The organism is Nonomuraea sp. MTCD27, assembly GCF_041950495.1.
Taxonomy (GTDB): domain Bacteria; phylum Actinomycetota; class Actinomycetes; order Streptosporangiales; family Streptosporangiaceae; genus Nonomuraea.
Genome location: NZ_JBGNUW010000019.1, coordinates 77,201 through 98,183 on the forward strand (window position 1 = coordinate 77,201; position 20,983 = coordinate 98,183).

The 20,983-nt window shown below is 71.1% G+C and carries 19 protein-coding genes and 1 pseudogene; 7 read left to right on the plus strand and 13 right to left on the minus strand.

Annotation, left to right across the window (positions count from 1 at the left end):
- Positions 1-11 precede the first annotated feature (11 nt).
- From ACBJ59_RS43795 to ACBJ59_RS43805, 3 genes are read right to left on the minus strand one after another with little or no spacing between them, the layout of a single operon-like run.
- Positions 12-893, minus strand: coding sequence for a carbohydrate ABC transporter permease (locus ACBJ59_RS43795; RefSeq protein ID WP_375116012.1), 882 nt, complete (start codon positions 891-893; stop codon positions 12-14).
- On the minus strand, positions 883-1,797 hold the full coding sequence (locus ACBJ59_RS43800; protein ID WP_375116013.1) for a carbohydrate ABC transporter permease: 915 nt from the start codon (positions 1,795-1,797) through the stop codon (positions 883-885). The genes ACBJ59_RS43795 and ACBJ59_RS43800 overlap by 11 nt, the downstream gene beginning before the upstream one ends.
- Positions 1,794-3,173 (minus strand): ABC transporter substrate-binding protein, encoded by a 1,380-nt coding sequence (locus ACBJ59_RS43805; RefSeq protein ID WP_375116014.1) that lies wholly within the window; start codon positions 3,171-3,173, stop codon positions 1,794-1,796. Before ACBJ59_RS43805 ends, ACBJ59_RS43800 begins: the two co-directional genes overlap by 4 nt.
- A 216-nt stretch (positions 3,174-3,389) precedes the next feature.
- On the opposite strand from ACBJ59_RS43805, the gene ACBJ59_RS43810 reads away from it, so the two are divergent.
- Positions 3,390-4,082: a FadR/GntR family transcriptional regulator gene (locus ACBJ59_RS43810; RefSeq protein ID WP_375116015.1), complete on the plus strand. Its 693-nt coding sequence runs from the start codon at positions 3,390-3,392 to the stop codon at positions 4,080-4,082.
- Here ACBJ59_RS43810 and ACBJ59_RS43815 read toward each other — a convergent pair.
- Complete coding sequence (locus tag ACBJ59_RS43815; protein ID WP_375116016.1) at positions 4,079-4,657, minus strand: dihydrofolate reductase family protein; 579 nt, start codon at positions 4,655-4,657, stop codon at positions 4,079-4,081. The genes ACBJ59_RS43810 and ACBJ59_RS43815 overlap by 4 nt on opposite strands.
- 146 nt (positions 4,658-4,803) lie before the next feature.
- Between ACBJ59_RS43815 and ACBJ59_RS43820 the strand changes: the two genes are divergently transcribed.
- Positions 4,804-5,724 carry an aminoglycoside phosphotransferase family protein gene (locus tag ACBJ59_RS43820; RefSeq protein ID WP_375116017.1) on the plus strand — a complete coding sequence of 307 codons (921 nt, stop codon included), beginning with the start codon at positions 4,804-4,806 and terminating at the stop codon, positions 5,722-5,724.
- A 99-nt stretch (positions 5,725-5,823) separates the two neighbouring features.
- Here the strand turns inward: ACBJ59_RS43820 and ACBJ59_RS43825 are convergent, their stop codons facing one another.
- Positions 5,824-7,089, minus strand: coding sequence for an SMI1/KNR4 family protein (locus ACBJ59_RS43825; RefSeq protein ID WP_375116018.1), 1,266 nt, complete (start codon positions 7,087-7,089; stop codon positions 5,824-5,826).
- Positions 7,090-7,129: 40 nt separating this feature from the next.
- The gene (locus tag ACBJ59_RS43830) at positions 7,130-8,149 is read right to left on the minus strand and encodes an ABC transporter permease (protein WP_375116019.1); all 1,020 of its coding nucleotides are present in this window, start codon (positions 8,147-8,149) and stop codon (positions 7,130-7,132) included.
- Positions 8,150-8,280: 131 nt separating this feature from the next.
- Here ACBJ59_RS43830 and ACBJ59_RS43835 point away from each other — a divergent pair, with 131 nt between their 5' ends.
- Positions 8,281-9,144: an aminoglycoside phosphotransferase family protein gene (locus ACBJ59_RS43835; protein ID WP_375116020.1), complete on the plus strand. Its 864-nt coding sequence runs from the start codon at positions 8,281-8,283 to the stop codon at positions 9,142-9,144.
- Positions 9,145-9,516: 372 nt separating this feature from the next.
- Here ACBJ59_RS43835 and ACBJ59_RS43840 read toward each other — a convergent pair whose 3' ends face one another.
- Positions 9,517-10,716: a cytochrome P450 gene (locus ACBJ59_RS43840; protein ID WP_375116021.1), complete on the minus strand. Its 1,200-nt coding sequence runs from the start codon at positions 10,714-10,716 to the stop codon at positions 9,517-9,519.
- 123 nt (positions 10,717-10,839) lie between these two features.
- Between ACBJ59_RS43840 and ACBJ59_RS43845 the strand changes: the two genes are divergently transcribed.
- Positions 10,840-11,532 carry a helix-turn-helix domain-containing protein gene (locus tag ACBJ59_RS43845; protein ID WP_375116022.1) on the plus strand — a complete coding sequence of 231 codons (693 nt, stop codon included), beginning with the start codon at positions 10,840-10,842 and terminating at the stop codon, positions 11,530-11,532.
- Positions 11,533-11,725: 193 nt separating this feature from the next.
- On the opposite strand, the gene ACBJ59_RS43850 is transcribed toward ACBJ59_RS43845, so the two are convergent.
- Complete coding sequence (locus tag ACBJ59_RS43850) at positions 11,726-11,851, minus strand: hypothetical protein (protein ID WP_364134583.1); 126 nt, start codon at positions 11,849-11,851, stop codon at positions 11,726-11,728.
- A 247-nt stretch (positions 11,852-12,098) separates the two neighbouring features.
- Entirely contained in the window at positions 12,099-12,416 is a 318-nt protein-coding gene (locus tag ACBJ59_RS43855; RefSeq protein WP_375116023.1) for an STAS domain-containing protein, read from the minus strand.
- A gap of 581 nt (positions 12,417-12,997) precedes the next feature.
- On the opposite strand from ACBJ59_RS43855, the gene ACBJ59_RS43860 reads away from it, so the two are divergent.
- Both ACBJ59_RS43860 and ACBJ59_RS43865 read left to right on the plus strand, forming a co-directional pair.
- Positions 12,998-13,204: a cold-shock protein gene (locus tag ACBJ59_RS43860; protein WP_364134589.1), complete on the plus strand. Its 207-nt coding sequence runs from the start codon at positions 12,998-13,000 to the stop codon at positions 13,202-13,204.
- A 237-nt stretch (positions 13,205-13,441) separates the two neighbouring features.
- The gene (locus ACBJ59_RS43865) at positions 13,442-14,716 is read left to right on the plus strand and encodes a DUF5994 family protein (RefSeq protein WP_375116024.1); all 1,275 of its coding nucleotides are present in this window, start codon (positions 13,442-13,444) and stop codon (positions 14,714-14,716) included.
- 64 nt (positions 14,717-14,780) lie between these two features.
- Here ACBJ59_RS43865 and ACBJ59_RS43870 read toward each other — a convergent pair whose 3' ends face one another.
- The 3 genes and pseudogenes from ACBJ59_RS43870 to ACBJ59_RS43880 form a co-directional block, all read right to left on the minus strand.
- Positions 14,781-16,322 carry an endonuclease/exonuclease/phosphatase family protein gene (locus tag ACBJ59_RS43870; RefSeq protein ID WP_375116025.1) on the minus strand — a complete coding sequence of 514 codons (1,542 nt, stop codon included), beginning with the start codon at positions 16,320-16,322 and terminating at the stop codon, positions 14,781-14,783.
- 132 nt (positions 16,323-16,454) lie between these two features.
- The gene (locus ACBJ59_RS43875; protein ID WP_375116210.1) at positions 16,455-16,670 is read right to left on the minus strand and encodes a hypothetical protein; all 216 of its coding nucleotides are present in this window, start codon (positions 16,668-16,670) and stop codon (positions 16,455-16,457) included.
- Between the two features lie 19 nt (positions 16,671-16,689).
- A pseudogene (locus tag ACBJ59_RS43880) lies at positions 16,690-16,851 on the minus strand (hypothetical protein); the annotation flags it as partial.
- 260 nt (positions 16,852-17,111) lie between these two features.
- Here ACBJ59_RS43880 and ACBJ59_RS43885 point away from each other — a divergent pair.
- Positions 17,112-19,685: a tetratricopeptide repeat protein gene (locus ACBJ59_RS43885; protein WP_375116026.1), complete on the plus strand. Its 2,574-nt coding sequence runs from the start codon at positions 17,112-17,114 to the stop codon at positions 19,683-19,685.
- Here ACBJ59_RS43885 and ACBJ59_RS43890 read toward each other — a convergent pair.
- Entirely contained in the window at positions 19,604-20,980 is a 1,377-nt protein-coding gene (locus ACBJ59_RS43890) for a PP2C family protein-serine/threonine phosphatase (protein WP_375116027.1), read from the minus strand. The two genes, ACBJ59_RS43885 and ACBJ59_RS43890, sit on opposite strands and share 82 nt — an antisense overlap.
- Positions 20,981-20,983 lie beyond the last annotated feature (3 nt).

The following is a 20,983-nucleotide window of genomic DNA, read 5'->3' on the forward strand; positions in this document are numbered from 1 at the left end:
ACTCCTCAAGGTCAGCCCTTGGTCGCGCCGGCGGTCAGTCCGGCGACCAGGAAACGCTGCGAGAACAGGAAGACGAGCAGCACGGGGGTGATCGACAGCAGGGTGGCCAGGACCAGCTCCGGCGGCTGCACCTCGGCGTTGGCGCCGACGACGGGGTTGAAGGTGGGGGTCGCGGCCAGCATCTGGGTCAGCCCCACCTGCATGGGGTAGTTGCCGCTGCTCGGCAGCATCACGTACGGCAGGAAGAAGTTGTTCCAGTTCTGTACGAAGCTGAAGAAGCCGACCAGCGCGACGACCGGCTTGGCCAGCGGCAGCGCCACCCGGGCGAACGTCGCCGCCTCGCCGCAGCCGTCGAGCCGGGCAGAGTCCAGCAGCTCGGCGGGGACGCTGGTGGAGAAGTAGATGTAGGTCAGGTACACGCCGAACGGGAAGAACGACATCGGCAGCACCACCGAGGCCGTCGTGTTGACCAGCCCCATGTAGCTGAACTCCAGGAAGATCGGCAGCACCAGGGCGGTGGCCGGCATCAGCATGACCACGAGGGTGACGACGAGCAGCAGGCGGCGGCCCTTGAAGCTCATGAGGGCGAGGGCGTACCCGGCCGGGACGCTCACCAGCAGGGTGAGGATCACCGACAGCGCGGCGTAGAGCACGGAGTTGCCCATCCAGGTCGCCACGGCGCCGTCCTGGAAGGACATGAGGTTCCGCCAGTTGTCCAGCAGCGCGGCCAGCGAGCCGGGCGAGAGCGGCGCGTCCTGGATGAGACCGGCCGGGGTCTTAGTGGCGGCCAGCACCAGCCACACCATGGGCAGCACGAAGAACAGCGCGAACCCCGTCAGCAGGGCGGCGATCAGCGCCTTCAGCACGGCGCGGGCGGCCCGGTCAGTCCGCATCGAACAACCCTCCCCGAGCGACGAAGAGCCCGGCGGCGCACAGCGCCACGATGAGCAGGTCGATCGCGATGGCGGCCGAGCCGTTGAAGTCGTTCTGGTCGAAGGCGTACAGGTAGGCGAGCTGGTTGAGCGAGTAGTCGGTGCCGACGACGCCGAAACTGGCCTGCGAGATGAGCTGCGGCTCGACGAAGAGCTGGGTGCCGGCCGCGAGGGAGAGGATCAGCATGTAGACGACCCACTTGCGCAGCATCGGCAGCTGCACCCGCAGGGCGGTGCGTACGGGCCCGGCGCCGTCCACCCGCGCGGCCTCGATGACCTCGTGCGGGATGCTGTTCAGGGCGCCGTACATGACCACGATCCAGCCGCCCGCGCCGGTCCAGAACGCGATGATGGTGAAGATCCACGGCAGGTGGCCCGGGGCGACCACGGCCACGAACGTCGACCCCCACAGCGTGCGGACGATGCCGTCGACCGGGCTCACGGACGGGTCCAGCATGAACAGCCACAACAGCACGCTGGAGGCGCCGGCCAGCGCCCCCGGAACGTAGTACACGAACCGCAGCACGGCCCTCGACCAGGTCGCGGTGAGCCGGTGCACCAACAGCGCCAGCACCAGGACCAGCACGGTCAGGGTGACCAGCCACAACACCAGGTACGTCGCCACGTGCCCGACGGCGGCCAGGAACCGGTAGTCCTGGGCGGTGCGCACGAAGTTGGCCACCCCGGCGAAGCGCCCGCCGGCGTCGGTGAAGGCCAGGTTGAGCGCGTACACCGTCGGGACGATGCCGAAGGCCACCAGCAGCACCACGTATCCGGAGACGAAGACGTGCCCCGCCGCCGGCCGCCAGGAGCGCGGACGGCTCCTGGCGCGGACGCCGGCGGCGGTCAGCGCGGGTGCGCTCATTTGGCGACCTGGTAGCCGAACACCTGGGCCTGCTGCTCGATCGCGGTCTGCCACTCGGGGAGCAGGGACTCGACGGTCTTGCCCGCGGTCTGGCCGGGGATCACCGTCTTGGCCCACACCGCCTCCTGGCTGAACTCCGGCGAGCCCCAGCCGGGCCACACCTGAGCGGCCGCGGCGGTGATCGGGGCGGCGATGTCACCGGCGTAGTAGCCGCTCTCCTGCTGCCTGGCGATCCACTTGGCCGCCGCGGGGGAGTAGGCGGGGTAGCCGGGCGACTTCTCCACCTGGTACTCGTCGGAGGTGGCGACCCAGGTGACGAAGTCCTTGGCGGCGTCCAGGCGGGCGCTGTGCCGGGAGACCCACCAGGCGCCGCCGCCGACGTTGCCCGTCACCGGCGGGTTCTGGTCCGCCCAGTGGAGCGCGTCGCCGACCGCGAGCTCACCCTTGGGGGTCTTGAGCGCGCCCTGGAACACCGCGCCGCCGTACCACGCGGGGCCGGGGAGCATGAGGACCTTGTCGCCGAGGTTCTTGGCGAAGTCGGGGCCGAAGAGCGGCAACATGGACATGGTCTTGCCGGCGACGAGCTTGTCGATCAGCTGCGCGGCGCGTACGCACGCGGGGTCGGTGGCCTTGACGGTGATCGCCTTGGCGGCGGTGACCTGGTTGGCCGGGCACTGCGCGCCCCACATGTAGATCTCGGGCGCCCACGCGTCGCCAGCCGTGCCGATGATGTGGCCCGGGTGCTCGGCGGCCACCTTCTCGCCCAGCGCCTGGTATTCCTCCCAGGTCCGGGGCACCTCGTAGCCGAACTTGTCCAGCAGCTTCTTGTTGTACCAGAGCACCACCTGGGCCAGGTCGTTGCGCAGGCAGTAGACGGCGCCGTCGACGGTGCACACGTCGAGCGCCCCCTTGGCGAACCCGCTCAGCGTGCCCTGGTCGATCAGCCCCTTGTTCAGCGGGGCGACGAATGCGTCGTCACCCTGGGAGGCCCACGACGCGGTGTTGTTGTCGGTGGTGAACACCACGTCCGGCCAGCCCTCACCGGCCCGGTTGAAGAGCTGGACCTTGGTCTTGAGCGAGTTGGAGCCGTTGGCGTTGCCGTCGTAGGTGACGATGTCCAGCTGCTTGTCCGGATGCGCGGCCTGGTATGCCTTCGCCGCGTCCAGCCGGGTGGAGTCCACCCAGACCACGAGCTTGCCGTCCTTCTGCGGTGCCGGGGCGAAGCCGTACGGGGAGGCGGCGGCGGGCGTGCCCGCGTCGGTCTTGGCGGTGCCGGCGGGGCTGGGCGGGGCACAGGCCGTGAGGGCGAGTAGAACCGCCGTCGCGGTGATCGCCGGCGCCGCCCGGCGGCGGGAGGCGTGACTGCATCGTCTCATTGGTGTTCCTCGTTGACGGGGGAGTGAGGTACGTAAACGCCGCGTTTCGGAGTATGACATCATACGTGTGATGTCATTTACAATGCCCTATACTCAAGGCGGTCCGAGATCAGGACCATCAGTGCTCGGGAGGGCACGTTGACTCAGCACGCACCGGCAGGCCCGTCGACCGGCGACGCGGCGCAGCCAGCCCCGCCCGGTCCCCGACCGCGCCGCGTGCGCCCCGCCAAGCTGGGCACCACCGTGGTCGAGCAGCTCGTCGACGACATCGTCCGGGGCGCGCTCCGCCCCGGTTCGGCGCTGCCGTCCGAGGGCGACCTGTGCGAGGAGTTCGGCGTCAGCCGGACCGTGATCCGCGAGTCGGTGAAGGTCGTGCAGGAGAAGGGCCTGGTCAGGATCGAGCACGGCCGCGGCACCCAGGTCACCGACCCGCGCCAGTGGAACCTGCTCGACGACGTCGTGCTGACGTCGGTCATCACCCACGACGAGAACGCGACGTTCCTGGACGAGCTGGTCTCGGTCCGCATGGCGCTGGAGGTGGACATGGCGGCCGCCGCGGCCCGCCTCCACACCGCGCAGGATGACGAGCGCATCGCGGCGGAGCTGGGCGTCATGCGCGCCAACCTCGACTCAGCCCCCGACTTCGGCGCCGCCGACGTGCGATTCCACGACATGATCATGGTGGCGTCCCGCAACCGCCTCGGCCGCGCCATCGTCAACAGCATCCACGACAAGGCCCGCACCAGCATGCGTTACCACGGGGAGTACAACGAGCCCGTGATGCGCCAGACGCTGGACGAGCACCAGGCGATCAGCGACGCGATCGCCGCCGGCGACCCGGACGCGGCGGCGGCCGCCATGCGCCGCCACATCCTCGACTCCTGGAACCGCCGCCGCCCCGGCCGCTAGCGGCGGACCCGGTAGCGCAGGTGCAGCACCCGATCGCCCTGTACGACCACGTGCGGGTCCTCCAGCAGGTGCTGGGCGTCGACCGTTCCGAAGTAGCGCTTGCCGGAGCCGAAGACGACCGGCACCACGTCCATCGCCACCTCGTCCACCAGCCCGAGGGCGAGGGCCTGCCCGCCGGCCTCGCCCGCCGCCACGGCGACGTCGCGGTCGCCCGCGAGCTCCTTGGCCTTGGCGACCGCCTGGGCCACGTCGGCGACGAAGTGGTACGAGGCGTCGGGGTGCCACCCCTCGGGCTTGGGCCGGTGCGACACCACGACCACGTGGTCGCCCGTCGGGGGCTTGGCCTCCCAGCCGTTGGTCATGTCGAACAGGTGACGCCCGATCACCATGGACCCGATCCGGGCCCACGCCGGCTTGACGTACGCGGCCGAGACCTGCGAGACCTTGATCCCGATGTTCTCGTCGAGCGCGACGTCGCCGTTGAAGTACCACTCGAACAGCGGGCCGACGTCGTCCTTGCCGTCGGCGATGAAGCCGTCCACCGACACGACGTTGTGCATCACCACGTTGCTCATCACATCTCCCAGATGTCTTCTTGCCTGACCTTTCACCAACGCGTCGAGCTGAGGGCAGGCGGATCGACATCCGCGCGAAGAATTTTTCCGGCGGTCCCCGAGCGGCCTGTTTGACGCCGGCGGCCCCGGCCCGAAAGATCGTCGGCATGGCCGGCGAACGTACGGAACACGCCCTGGAGCTCGCGGTGGGCGCGGCACGGCGGCTCGGACTGACGGTGGAGGAGCCGCGGGTCCTCTACGCGGGGTTCAACGTGCTGGTCCACCTCGCTCCCGCGCCGGTCGTGGCGCGCGTGCCGGCCCTGACCCTCGCCCCCGCCGACGAGCAGGCGGCCAGGCAGCGGCGGGAGCTGGACGTGGTGGGCTGGCTGGCCGGCAACGGCGCGCCGGTCGTGCCGCCCAGCCCGCTCGTCCCCCGCGAGCCGGTCGTCCGGGAGGACAGGTCGCTGACGTTCTGGCAGTACGTGGACGAACGCGACTCCATCCGGGACACCCCTCCGGAGCAGCTGGAGGGCCGATTCACCGAGCAGACGGCCTGGGTTCCCGAGCTGCACCGCCTGATGGCCGGCTACCCCGGTGAGCTGCCGGTGCTCGCCCCGCTGGTGCCGCAGGCCGGGCGGCTCCTGGCCGACCTGCGCGCGCGCCGCCCCGAGTCGCTCACCGTGGCCGACCTGGACCGGGCGGAGCAGGAGTACTCCGTGGTCGAGCGGGCGGCCGCGGACCTTCCCCGCCATTTCCCCGGGTCCCGGCCGCAGCCGATTCACGGGGACTCCCCGCCGTACAACGTGCTGCGGACGGCCCGCGGGCACCTGTTCGGCGATTTCGAGGACGTCACGCTGGGCCCCGTCGAATGGGACCTGGTCGGATCGGGGCCGCGCGCCGTCGAGGCGTACGAGCGGGCCGGCGGCACGCGGGTGGACCGGGAGCTGCTGGACTGGATGGAGGGGGCGAGAATGCTCCAGGTGATCGCCGCCCTGGCGGTCACCCGCGAGGACCCCGGGCTGGACCGGATGCTCCAGCCGATGGTCGGGCAGTGGCGCGAGCGCCCCCCGCTGACGCTGCCGTTCTGACGCTGCCGTTCTGACGCTGCCGTTCTGACGGGGGCAGCGGGTTGACCGGCAAGCCGCTGGAGGGCCCGCGGTCACCGGCGCCGACGCGCTCGGCACGGCTCAGTAGGACCAGTCCAGGTCGCCGTCCGGGGTGACGGTGTGGGGCGAGTCGCGCAGCGGTTCGCCGCTTTCCAGCGCGTCCGCCACGTCCTCCAGGAAGTCCACGTAGGAAGGCCAGGCCCAGCTGCTCGTGAAGCTCAGGCCGTCCTCGTGGAAGAAGTGACCGACCCGGCCCTTGCCGTCCAGCACCAGGTTGTCGCCGCCCCCGTCCATGGCGAACGGGATGGCGCTGCCGTGCCACCAGAAGCCTTCGGGATCCACGTATCCCTTGGGCTCCTTGGCGCCCGACGGCATCACGTCCTCGGCCACCTCACAGCTGACCTTCCAGTCGTTCACGATCTCCTTGACCGGGGTCAGGCGGTAGACGAAGAAGAACGACCCCTTGCCGAACTTCGCGCCGTCGTGGCGCAGCAGTGACGCCTTGAGGTCGTCGGGGAAGCGTACGCCCATCCTGGCTTCGGCCCGGGCGATGTCCGTCGGCTCGGCGGGCGGGTTGAGCTCCCTGTACGTGCGCGGCGCGTTCCTGGCCAGCCACCGGTCCAGGCGGGCCCAGGCGGCGTCGACCCGGGCGGTGACCCGGCGAGCCGGCCGGCGGACCACGGGCCGGCGCGGTCGGGGACGGCAGCCGATGCTCTCCGTCTCGGGTTCGGCCGTCTGGACGGGCCGATCCGGCAGCAGAGCGGGGGGCGGCTGCTCCACGACGGGTGGCGGCGCCTCGCCGGTGGCCAGGATCAGGACCAGGAACGTGGTGAGCGTGACCTTGGTACGGCGGGCCGGCCGGTACGGGACGGGCAACGAGGCGATACCCCGGGCCTCGCGGAGCCCCGCCCAGGTGGCGACCGTGATGAGCAGCGGCGGGCCGTAGAACCAGACGAGCCCGGCGAGGTCGTGCTCGTGGACGGGCGGTGCCCCGGTGCGGAGGCTGTCGAGGATCGTGTCGGCCTCGGCGAAGGCCAGCTCGGCGAGCGAGACGGAGAACGCGGCCGTACCGATCCGCAGCTGGGCCCGGGCCGACGGCCGGCGCGGCGCCAGCCAGGCCAGCACCCACAACATGAACCCGACCGGCCAGAAGGAGATGTCGGAGACGCCGTCGACGAAGCGGTGGACCGGCGACATGGGGGCGTACGCGGCGGGGACGACGCTGAAGTCCGCTCCCCAGTACCGAGGCGGCAGCAGCAGAGCTGTGATGATCTCCGCCGGCACCCAGGCGACATACGTGACCACGGCGATGGGCCACCATGGCCACGACGACAGGGAGGGACGCACCGCAGGACAATATCCTGCGAATCGGACGTGAGCGTGTGGCTCATGTGGTCTGCGTGTCAGCGGAGGGGCCGCTGGGGTGGCGGTCGCGCCAGATCAGGAAGACGACGCACGACACCAGCCCCCAGGCGGCCAGCACCAGGAACGGCGCCACCCGCTGATGGCCCCCGAAGTAGACGGCGGTGTGCTGGGCGTTGATCGAGGCGCCCGGCGGCAGCCACCGTCCGATGGTGCCCAGCGGCGACGGCAGCAGCGGCCAGGACACGGCCCCGCCCGAGGACGGGTTGCCGAGCAGCACCATCAGCCCCCAGGTGGGCACCATCGCCCACCGCCGGACGAGCGTGTTGAACATGGTGAACACCATCCCGGAGGCGAACATGGTCAGCGCCAGGATGAACCAGGACTCCAGCAGGGGCAGGTCGAGCGCGCCGAGCCCCCAGTCCACGACGGCGACGATGGACAGCGCGCCGAGCGCCGCGTACGCCACGGTGAACGCGATGCGCTGTGCGGGCGAGAGCACACCGGCGTTGACGCTGAGCTGCACGGCCCCGATGAACCCGATGACCACCGCGGCGAGCGTGATGTAGAACAGCGCCAGGCCGCGCGGATCGCCCCGCTGGAGCGGCTTCATGTCCCGCACCGTCAGCCGTACCCCGAGCTGCTGCGCCACCTTCGGCGCCGCCTCGCTGAGCACCTGCGCGACCGACGCGCCCGAGGCACCCGACACGTACAGCGTGACGTCCTCCCCGTGCACCACCAGCACCCCGAAGACGCGTTGCTCCTCGACCTCCTGGGCGGCCTGCTCGAACGAGCGCTCGTACCGCAGGGCGAGCGAGGCGTTCAGCTGCCGCTCCATGCCGGCGGCGAAGGCCTTGCCGCGTACGGTCTCGTGGCTGACCCCGACGACCGCGACCGGGATGCGGTGCGGGGTCGGGTCGGCCATGGCGTAGGTGTAGGACCCGGCGAACAGCCCCGCCGCCGCGCCGAGGATCAGCACTATCACGGTCGCGGGAAAGTACGGCGACCCTTTGAGGGCCGCCCAGCGGCCGGTCCGGTCGTCCATGCTGACACGCTAGGCAAGCGCTCGCCGCCGTCCGCCCCTGACACGCGCCCCTGATGGAGGTTTGATCTCCTGAAGGCATATTCGACCCGGTAATCTCGCTGTCCCCCACCGCCACCAGGAGGCCTCCCGCCATGAACGACCGCGTGCCCGCCGATCTGCTGGAGATCGCCGACGCCCTGTTGCCGGGAGCGCCGCTGGATCGGGCGCGGCTCGCCCGCGGCGGGGTGCACGACGTCGTGCTGCTCCCGGGGGTGGCGGCGGTCCGGGTGAGCCGGCGTCCGCTCGGGGCGCGGGCCATGCCGCGCAACGTCGAGATCCTGCGCGCGATCGGGGCGGCCGGGCTGCCGTTCGCGGTGCCGGAGCCGCTGACGCCGGTGACGGGGTTCGGGGAGCGCGCGGCCGTGGCCGTCTCTTGGATCGGCGGTACGGGGCTGGCGGAGGGCGAGGGCGATCCCGGGCAGATCGCCGAGGTGCTCACCGCACTGCGGGAGCTGCCGGTCACGCCGGAGCTGCGCGGCCTGCTGCCGGCGCCGCGGGCGTACGACGGGCATTGGGCGCGCGTGCTGGCGGAGGACGTGCTGCCCCGGCTGCCTGACCGCTGGCGGCCCGAGGCCGAGCGCCGGCTGGCGGCGGCGACGGCCCTGGAGGCGGTGCCCGACGTGCTCGTCCACGGCGACCTCGTCGGGGACAACGTGCACTGGGGCGAGGACGGCAAGCTGGTCGGGGTGCTCGACTGGGACCGGGCGCACCTGTTCGACCCGGCGGTGGACGCCGCGTTCATGGGGTGGCACGGCTGGGACAACGTGCGGCGGGCGGTGGACGGGGCGACCTACCGCCGGGCGCGCGTCTGGGACCGGCTGTTCGGCGTCAACATCCTCTGCGCGGTGTTCGTCCTCGACGGCGGGCCGATCCCCCTCGTCGACAGCTACGTGAAGCACATCGTGGCCTGGCTGGAGGAGCAGGCCGGCGACTCGGCAGCCCTTTTTACGTCGTGAATTCGACGTCAAAGTTAAGCGAAATCGACGAATATAGCACTGTTTGTGGTGTTTTCGGGGTTAATGTCGGAATTAAGGAGTGATCGAACGGGGGGAGGAGCGATGTTCGAAGCGAATGACTACCACGAAGGCGGAGGTTGCCGGCGTCGCCGCTGGCGTCGTCGCTGCCGCCGGCGTCGCCGCTGGTGGGGCGGCTGGGGCGGCCCCTGGGGCGGCGGTTGGGACTGGTGGTGACAGAGGCCGTCGCCAGGTGATCGAGCAGGCGTAGCGGGCAACGGGGCGGTCCGGCCGGATGGTCGTGACGGCCACGCCCGGACAGGAGCCATCGCTCGGCCCCGTCTCGCTACGCCACGCCCGGTAAGGACCGCTCCGTCACACCTCCCAGGTGACGGGCAGGCTGTGCACGCCGTAGATGAGCGTGTCGGTACGCAGGGGAACGTCCGTGGCGGGGATCGCGAGGCGCAGTGTGGGGAACCTGTCGATCAGCGCGGGCAGCGCCACCCGCAGCTCCACGCGGGCCAGCTGCTGGCCGAGGCACTGGTGGATGCCGTGCCCGAAGGCCACGTGCCCGGCCGTGGAGCGGAGCAGGTCGAGCGTGTCGGGATCGGCGAACTGGGCGGGGTCGCGGTTGGCCGCCGGGACCGACACGGTGACGGCCTCGCCGGCCTTGATCTGCTCACCGGCCAGCTCCAGATCCTCCAGCGCGGTGCGCACCGTGAACGGGATGATGCTCAGATAGCGCAGCAGCTCCTCGATGGCGCGGTCCGCGGTGCTCGGGTCCCGACGCAGGAGTTCGAGCTGGCCGGGGTGGCTGAGCAGGGCGAAGGTGCCGAGCGCCAGCATGTTCGCGGTGGTGTCGAGGCCGGCGCCCAGCAGGGCGAAGCCGATGTTGACCAGCTCCTCGTCGGTGAGGTCGCCGGTGGTCAGGCCGCTGAGCAGGTCGTCCGTGGGGTCGGCGCGCTTGTCCCGCACCAGCTCGCCCATGAAACCGTGCACGGCCGCGTACGCCGCCGCCATCTCCCCGGGCGTGGCGTCCAGCCGGAAGAGCTCGAACACGTGGTCCTGGAAACGGGCGCGGGCCGCGTACGGCACGCCGAGCAGCTCGCAGATCACCTGCGCGGGGACGGGTTGCGCGAGCGCGGTGACCAGGTCGGCGGGTGGCCCGGTCCGCTCCATGGCGTCGAGGTGCTCGGCGGTGATGTCCTGGATCTGCTGGGTGAGCAGGCGCATGCGCCGGACGGTGAACTGGCCGGTGAGCAGGTGCCGGTAGCGCGTGTGCTCCGGGGGGTCCATGGCGACGAACAACCCGGGCGGCGCCGGCCGGTCGCTGGCGGGGGCCGCTGTGGGGACGGGCAGGTGCCGCAGCTCGGGCCGGATGCTGAAGCGCGGATCGGCCAGCACCTCGCGCACCAGGGCGTGGCTGGTGACCAGCCACCCCTCGTGCCCGTTGGGATAGCTCAGCCGGCTCAGCGGGCCGCGCTCGCGCAGCCCGGCAGGCGGATCGAACGGCCGCTCAACTGATCGTCCGGTCGGTAGCGACGAGGTCATGCCGGTCTCCTCTCGTACGTTCATGACCTGCCGCACGTTAGGCACAGGTTTCCGGCATCACCAACGCTCCATCCCTGTCGGGCCAGGTAGAAGCGTTATCGTGGGTGCAATGACATTGAGGCTGAATGCACCACGCCGGAGGAGAGGATGCCGGGAGGCCGCCTGAGCTACGAGGACCGGCAGCGCATCGCGGCGGGGCTGGCGGCCGGGCACGGCTATGCCGAGATCGCCAGGAGCCTGGGGCGTCCCCGATCGACGATCAGCCGCGAGGTGACCCGCAACGGCGGGGCCGGCCACTATCGGGCCAACCTGGCGCAACAGGCGACCAGCTGGCGCGCGCGCCGCAAGCCCGGCCTGCATCCGCCGGCCCCGGCCGCCGACGGCCGGGGCCGTGACCCGGAGGCGGTGCGCGACTTCGAGCGGCGCTTCGCCGGCATGATGATCCAGACCGGCGTGCCCGCGATGGTGGCCAGGGTGCTCGCCACGCTGTTCACCGCCGACGCGGGAAGCTGCACGGCCGCGGAGCTCGCCGCGCTGCTGCAGGTGAGCCCGGCCTCCATCTCCAAGGCCGTCGGCTGGCTGGCGGCACGCGGCCTGATCAGGCGCGAGCGCACCGGCCGGCGGGAGCGCTACCTGGTCGACGACCACATCTGGTACCGGACGTGGCAGGCCAGCATCCAGTCGATGACCATGTGGCGGGACTTCTCCCAGGAAGGCGCCGAACTGCTCGGGGACAACAGCCCGGCCGGCGCCCGGCTGCGCACCACGAGTCAGGTCTTCCAGGTGCTCGCCCATGACATGGCCGAGTCGGCCGAGCACTGGCGGCGAACCCTGCGCTGAGCTCCACCTGGCCCGTATGGGGGGCGACGGCGGCCCGTGCGGCCTGCGTGCCGTCGTTCACCGTCACCCGCGAACGGGGCGAAAGGAGGAGGAATGAAGGGGTGACCTCGACTTCGCCGGCAGTTCCTCCTCGTTGCTCGCTTACGTGCCGGACCGCATCAGAGTGCCGGTCGGCGGGGTAGGGGCGCGATCGTCACAGCTTCACGAGCTTCGCGTAAGGTGCGACAATGCGGTACGTCTCCGAGCCGAAGTCGACGAGAATCGCAAGGTTCTGCTCCACGGCGATAACCCGGCCGAGGCCGTATTTGTCGTGGCTCACCTGGTCTCGCACCTCGTACTGCTCGACAGGAGGCGGAGGGGCTTCGGGGACGTTGAAGGGGCTTCCGGGGAGTCGGCGCCGGGACGCGGCTTGAGTAGGCCTCATTAGTGCAAGTATGCGCCCTATCTCCTAGTAAAGCGACCGTTGACGTGGGATGACATCGGGCTCCCGAGCCGGGACGGCGGGGGGAACGCGTCGTCGCCAGCAGCAGCGTACAGCGCGGACCTGCGATCCGGCCGGGTGTTCGTCACCCTTCTATCGAGAAGCCTCTGCCCAGCCCGGTCATGCGCAGCATCGTGGACATGCGGGGGGACGGCGCGGTCAGGACGACGGTGATGCCCATGGATCGCGCGCGACGTTGCACCCCGACCAGCACGGCGAGCCCGGAGACGTCGCCGAACGCCAGGCCTGACACGTCCAGGACGAGGAACTCGCGGCTCCGGTCCAACTCGTCCATCAACCGGGTGCGCAGAGCCTTGCTGGTGAAGATGTCGATCTCGCCGGACAGGTGAACGGTGGTGCATGGCTCGACCATGCTGGGAGGCGTGGCGCCAAGGATCGTCATGGATGCTCCGATCGTAGGGATGGAAGCCGGGGCGGCGACAGGATCGGGCATGCGGGTGTCGAACGCGCCTGCCCGCATGCGGATCGGGGTCGCGTGCCTCGCGCCTGGAGGTGGTGCCTGAGCCTGTGAAGGTGGTGGCTGAGCCGCACCACGGAATGGAGCCCGGAATGGAGCCCGGAATGGAGCCCGGAATGGAGCATGGAGGACACATGGCGGCTTGTGGTGGATGCGAGATGCCGGCGCCATGATCGCCCGCCCGTCCAGACCCCTGCGGGGCCACATGCTGTCTTTCGCCGTGGGCGACGCCAACCCGAATGCCAACGCACGAAGTGTCCTCGGTAGCCCCAGACTACCCCTCCAGGGTCCCCCTGTGGGTCTCATGGCGCGGTTCGCTGCGAGGGTGTGCTAGGCTGAAGGAGTTGCAGTTGTGGTACCCATAAAGACTTCGTGTGCGCCTGGGAGATTACAATCTTCTGGGCGCTTTTTGTTTGCCGGTCATTTCCGGATGGGCTCATCGCGGGCGACACGGGTTTCGCACGGTGCGAACCCTGTGCTTATGCACGTATCTGAAGGAGATAGACATGGCTACTGGAACCGTGAAGTGGTTCAACTCGGAAAAGGGCTTCGGCTTCATCGCGCAGGACGACGGCGGCGCCGACGTCTTCGCTCACTACTCCAACATCGTCGCCAACGGCGGCTACCGTGAGCTGGTCGAGGGGCAGAAGGTATCCTTCGACGTCGTGCAGGGCCAGAAGGGCCCGCAGGCGGAGAACATCGTCACCGCCTGACACCGGCGCGTGGCATGAGATCGGGCCCGCATCCCTCCGGGGGTGCGGGCCCGACCCATGTCCGGGCGATTCCTCGTCCTGAGCAGACGGGCAGGCGTGCCGCGCCCCCCAGGCCCCATGGGACGGATCGGGCGGCGTAGGCTGAATTCACCTGGGATATTTTGCACGCCGGCAGCCGCGTCGGCGTCGCCTCAGGCCCAGCCGGCCCGTTCACGCCGGAGACAGGCGGCACACGAGATGCCGAACCACCAGCCATCGGTCATACCCATCGCTCTCCAGCCGGCCCGGGTGTTCCTGGAGCCCACGCTGACCAGGGATGGAACGCTCGACGGGGCCTGGTGGCCGTACTCCACCGACCTCCACCGCGAACTTCCCGCTCTCATCCGCCTCCTGCAGGACCGGCTCGGCCCGATCCTCCGGGTCCGGCTCGACGTGGCGGCATGGGACGAGGTCCCGCTCCACCTGTTCGTCGATGGACGGTTCCTGCGCATCAGCGGCCTGCCGGCGACCCCCAACACGATCAGGATGATCCGCGGCAACCAGGACGGATTCCTGCTCCTGGTGATCCCACCGGACACCGCCGTCCCCGTGGCGACCGCCGCGATGAGAAGCGCCGCCCGTACGGGCAACACGCTGTCCGCGCACGAGATCCTCACCAACTGCCGTCCGGCCTCCTCCGCAGGGGGCACGAGGATGCGCCGCTACCGCGACTGCGACGGGGAGGCCGTGCTCGCGCTGATCGACGCGGACCGCCTGCCCGGCCAGCCGGCCTGCACGCCCGCCGAGCTCGACGAGGCCATGGCCGGAACGTGCCATCGCGACCCCGCTCCCTGGGCCGATCTCGAACACCCCAGAACCGACGTCCTGGTCGATCCGGACGGCCGCGTCATGGGTGCGGTCTCCCACACGGTGCACCGGGAGGACGGCAGCGGGCAGATCCTGTGGTTGCACGGGCGGGAGATCCTCGACGTGGTGGACGAGCTCGTCGGCCACGCCCTGCGCGAACTCGACGGCAGGACCGTCGTCCACGCCTTCACCGCCGCGGTCGGACTCGGGGTCGCCGCGCTGCCGGTGGGCCGCCGGCCGATCACCACGAAGGTGCTGGAGCACGCCGGCTTCACGGGGCGGAACACCTGGCGATACCTGCGCCGCACCCTGCCGCGCGACCCTGACGCCACGGCATCCCCGCTGGTCGAGGTGGTCAGGAGCGAGACGCCGCCCGGATGGTGGCTCAAGGCCCGGGGCGACGGCTGCTCGGCTGAGCTCGTCGTCCAGGAGCCCGTGGGAGGTCTCGGGATCCTGTGGTGGTTCGGCGCGGACGCGTGCCAGGCCGACGAGACGCTGGAGCACGATCTGCTCCAGGAGGCGGATCGCCTCCTCCGCGACCATGGCGCGTCGGAGACGATCCTGTACGTGGCCGGCACCCCCACCTGGCCCCTGTTCGAGGCCGCCGGCTTCGCGGAGATCGACCACCTCGTCTCCTACGTCCGCCGGACCGCCCCCGTCGGCTGACCACCCGGTTCGATACGTCTCCATGGGCCGTGCCGGCCCTGGCGACCTGGCCAGGGAGATGTGGTCAGGAGGGGCGGAACGTGGTCAGGACGGCGGCGTGGTCGGAGGTCCAGTCGTTGCCCCGGTGGTCGGGTACGGCCGTCGGCGTGCCCTCGACCACGGCCTCGGAGCCGGTCACCCGCAGCGGGCCCGCGTAGTAGACGAAGTCGATCCGGTCCTGCGGCTCGGGCTCGCCCTTGTGCGGGTCGTGGCCGTAGCCGCCGGTGAACACCGGATAGACCGGCGACCAGGTGATCCCCGGCGCGGTCACCGGGTCAGGGTTCGCCACCCGGTAGGAGTCCCGCAGCCCCGCCTGCGCGGGCAGCACCGAGGTCGGCCACGGGACCGTGGTGTAGCCGCACCGGCGCGTGGCCGCGGTCCAGTCCAGGTGGGACGGGGCGTTGAAGTCGCCCGTCAGCAGCACCGGCGTGCGCCCCGCCGCGGCCAGGTCCGGGCGCATCTCCTGCAGCACGGCCTCGATCTGGGGCGTGCGGCCGGAACGCTCCTCGTTGGCCAGCAGCTCTTCCTGGGTCATCTTGCCGAAGCACGCGTCGTAGGGGCCGTACGGGGTGTAGCCGAGGTGGACGTTCCACACCACCACCTCCTGGCGCTCGCCGATCCGCACCCGGACCTTCGTCGCCGCCGACAGCGGGCCGCCGTCCACGGGCGCCTTGCGCTCGGTGATCGGGTACCGGCTGATCACGCCCAGGTCGGTGCCCGCCTGGTGGTAGTCCCAGCCCAGCGCTTCGGCCAGCTCGCGGGTGGAGGTGGCCGAGGTCTCCTGGAGACCCACGACGTCCACGTCGGACCGGAGCAGGAACCGCAGCTCCTTCTCCCGGCCGCCGTCGACCTGGCTGCCGCCGTGCCACAGGTTGAAGCTCATCGCCCTGAGCTCGGGCACCAGGTCCTCGCCGGGCCGGCGGACGTCGATGCCGATCGTGGCCGTGCTCGTCTCGGCGCGCGCGTTGCGGGCCTCGACGCGCAGGGGTGCCGGGCGCAGCGAGTCGCGTACGCGCGGCGTCCCGGTGACCTTCCCGTCGGCCGACACGGTGACCCACTGCGGCCCGGCGACCTTGCGGAAGGTGAGGCCGTCGGTGTCCCCGCGGACCAGGCCGCCCACCGTCGCCTCGTACGGTTCGAGGGCGCGGGCGTTGCGCAGGTCGAAGCTGTCGGTGATGAAGTGCAGCGGGGCGTTGCTCATGATTCGTACCTTCACCGGTGTGGCGAGCCACTGGTAGCCGTCCTTCGCCAGGGCGAAGACGATGTAGTTGCCCGGCTCCAGCCCGTCGGTCGGCAGTGTGGCCGTACCGCTTCCGCCGGTGATGTAGGTCCAGCGTAGCGAGGGGCCGACGAACTTCTCGTCCACCGGGCCGTTGCCGGGGTCGGTGTAGAGGCCGAGCCAGTTGGTCGGGTCGGGGGCCGGGGTGGTGTACGTCGCCGTGATCGGCTCCCCGCTGCGTACGGCCGGGGAGGCGACCGTCAGCGTGCCGTCCGGCGATGCCGACGCCGGGACGACGTAAGTGAACAGGACGAGCATCGCTGATCCGAGCGACGTGAGCCAACGCATCCGTGCCTCCTTGACTGACATCGAGAAGCGTGGACCGGACTGGTGACGATCATGTGTACGGGCCGTGGCACGTCGTTGGCGCCCGGAGGAACGACCCCGCCCCGGTCGTTCCCCGGGGCGAGGGTGGCGCGGTCAGCCGGGGGTCTGCGGCTTCCAGAGCACGACGCGCTGCTCGTTGCCGGGGTACGTCGCCGCTCCCACGATCTCGCCCCCGAGGTTGACGGCGTTGACGGCCGTCGCCGTGCCTCCCGCCGGGTCCGGCAGCCGGACCGGCGCCTGGGCGGGGTCGTTCCACACCGCCGGGTGCGCGGTGCCGGCCGGGTCGCAGGCGTGGGTTCCGACGATCACACCGTCGTCCCAGGGTGCCGAGCTCCGTGACGGCGCCGTTCGCCCAGAGGAAGGCGCGCTGCGTCTGCTGGTTCGCGGGCAGGCCCGGCGTCTCCGTACGGCGGTGGGTGCCGGCGATCTGACCGGCCGTGTTGACGTCCACGGCGCTGCTGCCCGTGACGACATTCAGGTCCGTCTTCACGCCGTTCTCGAATTTGAACGCCCTGGTACGCAGGACGCCATCGGGTATTTTGGCCGGGCAGAATTCGAGTTCTGCGAACGAGTATTAGCGGGTTGGAAGCGGAACGTCGCAATCCGCCTCGCCGCGGAGGGCGTCGGGGCGTCTCAGTAGCGGCCGGATGATCGTCTGCGATATCGGTGTGTGCCGGTTCAGTTACTGACTCATGAGCGGATGGCGTACGTACGGCTGGATGACGGGCGGGCGGCAGCGGGCGGCGGCCGATGACGCGCCGGGTGTGGTTGCTGGATGCCGCCTCCGCGGCACTGGTGGTGGCGATCGGGGTCGCGACCAACCAGGTGCTCAACGACGGTCAGTGGGCCTGGTGGTGGCTGGCCGGGGACCTCGTGCTGGCCGGGGTGGCCGCGGTGGTCACCCACAGGATCGCGGTCGCGCGGGGCGAGGGTGACGCTCCGGTGTTGTGGCCCGCCCTCGCCGGCCCCGACGGGAAGCCCAAGTCCCTGGACCAGGTGACCCCGCGCGACCTCGGGGTGCACGCCAGCCGCTTCGCCACGGACGGCTGGGCCGCCCCGTACATCCCGCGCGAGATCGACGGCGTGCTGGCGGCGGCGCTCACCGGCGGCGGCCGGCGCCTCCTCGTCGTACGCGGGCCACGGCTGGCCGGCACCACCGCCGCGCTGGCGCACGCGGTGCTGACCCACCTGCCCGGCCGCTACCGGATGGTGGCCTACCACGACGATCCCCGCCTGCCGATCAGCCGGATGATCGAGCGCGCCGCCCGCCACGCCGATGACGGCGGCGGGGCGGTGCTCTGGCTGGAGGGCCTGCCGGAGCACCGCGTCAACGAGCTGGCGGCGACCTCGCCCCAGGACCTCCCGCCGCGCCTGTGGCTGGCGGTCACCCTCGCCGACGGCCCGGCGCTGCGGCAGGTGGTGGCCGACTTCCTCGACCGGTACGCGGTGCAGGCCGAGCTGCGGGCGATCACGCCGGGCGAGCGCGGCGCGCTGGTGGCCGCGGACGCCTACGCGGACCTTCGCCCGCTCCTCGCCGAGGGGCACGACGTGCTGATGGGGCGGCTCATGGTCTCCTGGGAGGAGATCCGTGACGCCCTGAACCGCGACGGGGAGCAGGCCACCGACCGGGTGGCGCTGCTGCGCGCGGTCGCCGACTGGTACCGCCTGCGCCTTGACACCCGGCGCCCGCTCACCGGCGACATCCTGGACCACCTGTTCCAGGGCTACCGGCGCGAGATCGCCGGCCTGCCGCCCGGCGCTCCGGTGCCCGTGACCGGCTACCGTTCGGCCCTGAAGTGGGCCATGGCCACCGGCAGCCGCCGGCCTCGCCTGATCCAGCGGAAGTCCTCCGGCTCGGGCCGTTTCTACTCCCCGCACCCGCTGCTGACCGCCATCGCCGACGAGACGTCGGATCCGGCCCGCTGGCCCGTCCACGACGCCCTGTGGGACTACGCCGACCGGTACTTCGAGGGGGATCAGCGCCGCGACGTCGGCTACCTCGCCGTGGAGCGGGAGGCGTATCCGGCGGCATGCCGGTTGCTGGACCACAGCGACACCGGCACCGGCCTCGACGCGGCGATCCTCTGCCGGCTCAGCTTCCGGTTGAAGGAGACCGGCGAGATCGATCAGGCGCGACGCTGGTTCGTCAGGACGATCGAGACGGAGCACGATCACTACGCGCCGGAGGCGATGTACGAGCTCGGCCTGATGGAGAAGCAGCACGGCAATTTCGATGAGGCCCGCCACTGGTACCGCGAGGCGATCGCCGACGGCCATCCCGAGCATGCGCCACGGGCGAAGGGCAGCCTCGGGCTGCTGGAGAAGCAGCAGGGCGATCTCGATCAGGCCCGGCACTGGTTCGGCGAGGCGATCGCCACCGGGCACCGCGACCACGCCCCCTGGGCCATGGTCCATCTCGCCCTGATGCTGATGGAGCAGGCTGAGTTCGACGCCGCTCGCCTTTGGTCCCATGAGGCGATCGCCACCGGCCATCGCGACCACGCACCCAACGCGCTGGTCAACCTCGGGTGGTTGGAAGAGCAGCAGGGCGATCTCGGGGAGGCGCGGCGCCGGTATCGGGAGGCGATCGCCACCGGGCACGCCGACGAGGCGCCCGCGGCGATGCGCAACCTCGCAGCGCTGGAGCGGAAGGACGGGCAGCTCGAAGAGGCGCGGCACTGGTATCGCGAGGCGGTCGCCACCGGGCATGCCGAGGAGGCCCCCAAGGCGATGATCAACCTGGCACTGCTGGCCAATGCCCAGGAGGACATCGGAGAGGCCAGGCGCTGGTACCGCGAGGCGGTCGCCACCGGGCACGCCGAGGAGGCGCCCGTCGCGATGCGGACCCTCGGGTGGCTGGCGGAGCGGTGGAACGACCTCGAACAGGCGCGGCGCTGGTTCCGCCGGACGATCGCCACGGGGCATGCCGAGGAGGCGCCCAAGGCGATGCGCAACCTCGGCGCGCTCGAAGCGGACCGAGGGGATCCGGAGCAGGCACGCCACTGGTACCGCAAGGCGATCGCCGGCGGCCATCCCGTCGAGGCGCCCCTCACGATGTACAACCTCGCGTTGCTGGAGGAGCGGCAGGGCAATCTCGATCAGGCCCGGCACTGGTTCGGCGAGGCGATCGCCACCGGCCATCCCGAGGCGCGGGAGCTGGCCGAGCAGCGGCTTCGTGACCTGGGACGGCAGGAGGAGGAGCTGCGGCGGGCCACGCACTACGCGGAGTACGGCTACCTGGCCTACGCCGACCCGTCGATGATGCGCCCATCCGCGCCCGACTCCGAGGAACCCCTGCCTGAGGCCGAATCCCCGCCGCCGTAGCCACCGGACGGTGCACCGTCGCTCTCCGGGGGGAGGCCGGTCAGCGCCTCGGTCTCCCTCTGGGAGTAGGGGGAGCCGGGCCATTCGACGAGCACGACCGTGGCGTCGTCGCGGAGCCGGCGTTCGTGGTAGTCGAGGTGGTGGTGGATCAGGCGGCGCAACGTCTCGGGCACCGGGAGCTCGTCGGCCTGGTGCCGGATGAGGAAGTCGGTGAACCGCTCCATGCCGAACTCCTCACCGTGCCGGTTGCGCGCTTCGGTGATGCCGTCTGTGTAGAGCAGGAGCCGGTCGCCGGGTTGCAGCTGCGCGTGGCACACGGTCACCGGCAGGTGCAGACCGGTGCCGGTCGGCGAGCCGGGCGGGCACTCCAGCTCGATGGTGGCGCGTCTGCGGACGATGACCGGCGGATGGTGGCCGCAGTTGACCCAGGCCAGGGCGCCGCTGGGGATGTCCAGCTTGGCGATGACGCCGGTGGCGAACCGCTCGCCGCCGAACTGCCCCGTGAGCGCCTCGTCGATCTTGGCCGCCGCCAGGGCGAGCCCGTCGCCCTCGTGGCGGCTGTTGCGCAGGGTCGTCAGCGCGAGGTTGGCGGTCAGGCCGGCCGCGGTGTCGTGTCCCATCGCGTCGAATATCGCCAGGTGCGCGGTACGGCCCTCGAACGCGTAGTCGTACACGTCGCCGCTGACGTCGTACGCGGGCTCCATCACCGCGCTGATCACCAGCCGGTCGGTGGCGAACGTGCGCTGCGGCATGAGCCGCCACTCCATCTCCGCCGACACGCTCATCCGCCGGCGCCGCACCAGCCGGGCGTAGGTGTCGCTCAGCGGGCGCTTGGAGACCACCAGCAGGGCCACCAGCCCGGCCAGGCGCTCCATGTCCAGCAGCACCTCGGGATCCACCGCGGGAACGGCGATCCGCAGGACGCCCAGCCGGTCGGTGCCGTCCACCAGCGGCACCCACCACTGCTCCGGGTCGCGCACCGTGGCCGGCAGGATCTTCCCGTGCTGGAACGCCCGGCCCGCCACCGTCCCCTCGATGCCGATCTCGTCCCGCTCGGGCGTCCCGGCGGGGGCCGGCTGGGAGACCAGCGGGGAGAGCACCTCCTGTTGCAGGTCCGCCAGGTAGATCAGCACCTCGCGCAGCCCCACCCGGCGGGCGTGCTCGGAGACCAGGTCCGGGATCTGCTCCAGCGTGGAGGTGTGGCTCGCGGAGATCAGGGCGCCGAACATCGCCGCCCGCGCCGCCGCCGACCCCGTTTCCTCGGAGCCGGAAGCCGAAGCATTGTGAGCGGTCATGCA

Coding starts and splice junctions, on each gene's coding strand:
- ACBJ59_RS43795 (WP_375116012.1), bottom strand. CDS start 893: ATGCGGACTGACCGGGCCGCCCGCGCCGTGCTGAAGGCGCTGATCGCC.
- ACBJ59_RS43800 (WP_375116013.1), bottom strand. CDS start 1,797: ATGAGCGCACCCGCGCTGACCGCCGCCGGCGTCCGCGCCAGGAGCCGT.
- ACBJ59_RS43805 (WP_375116014.1), bottom strand. CDS start 3,173: ATGAGACGATGCAGTCACGCCTCCCGCCGCCGGGCGGCGCCGGCGATC.
- ACBJ59_RS43815 (WP_375116016.1), bottom strand. CDS start 4,657: ATGAGCAACGTGGTGATGCACAACGTCGTGTCGGTGGACGGCTTCATC.
- ACBJ59_RS43820 (WP_375116017.1), top strand. CDS start 4,804: ATGGCCGGCGAACGTACGGAACACGCCCTGGAGCTCGCGGTGGGCGCG.
- ACBJ59_RS43830 (WP_375116019.1), bottom strand. CDS start 8,149: ATGGACGACCGGACCGGCCGCTGGGCGGCCCTCAAAGGGTCGCCGTAC.
- ACBJ59_RS43835 (WP_375116020.1), top strand. CDS start 8,281: ATGAACGACCGCGTGCCCGCCGATCTGCTGGAGATCGCCGACGCCCTG.
- ACBJ59_RS43840 (WP_375116021.1), bottom strand. CDS start 10,716: ATGAACGTACGAGAGGAGACCGGCATGACCTCGTCGCTACCGACCGGA.
- ACBJ59_RS43845 (WP_375116022.1), top strand. CDS start 10,840: ATGCCGGGAGGCCGCCTGAGCTACGAGGACCGGCAGCGCATCGCGGCG.
- ACBJ59_RS43855 (WP_375116023.1), bottom strand. CDS start 12,416: ATGACGATCCTTGGCGCCACGCCTCCCAGCATGGTCGAGCCATGCACC.
- ACBJ59_RS43860 (WP_364134589.1), top strand. CDS start 12,998: ATGGCTACTGGAACCGTGAAGTGGTTCAACTCGGAAAAGGGCTTCGGC.
- ACBJ59_RS43865 (WP_375116024.1), top strand. CDS start 13,442: ATGCCGAACCACCAGCCATCGGTCATACCCATCGCTCTCCAGCCGGCC.
- ACBJ59_RS43870 (WP_375116025.1), bottom strand. CDS start 16,322: ATGCGTTGGCTCACGTCGCTCGGATCAGCGATGCTCGTCCTGTTCACT.
- ACBJ59_RS43885 (WP_375116026.1), top strand. CDS start 17,112: ATGACGCGCCGGGTGTGGTTGCTGGATGCCGCCTCCGCGGCACTGGTG.
- ACBJ59_RS43890 (WP_375116027.1), bottom strand. CDS start 20,980: ATGACCGCTCACAATGCTTCGGCTTCCGGCTCCGAGGAAACGGGGTCG.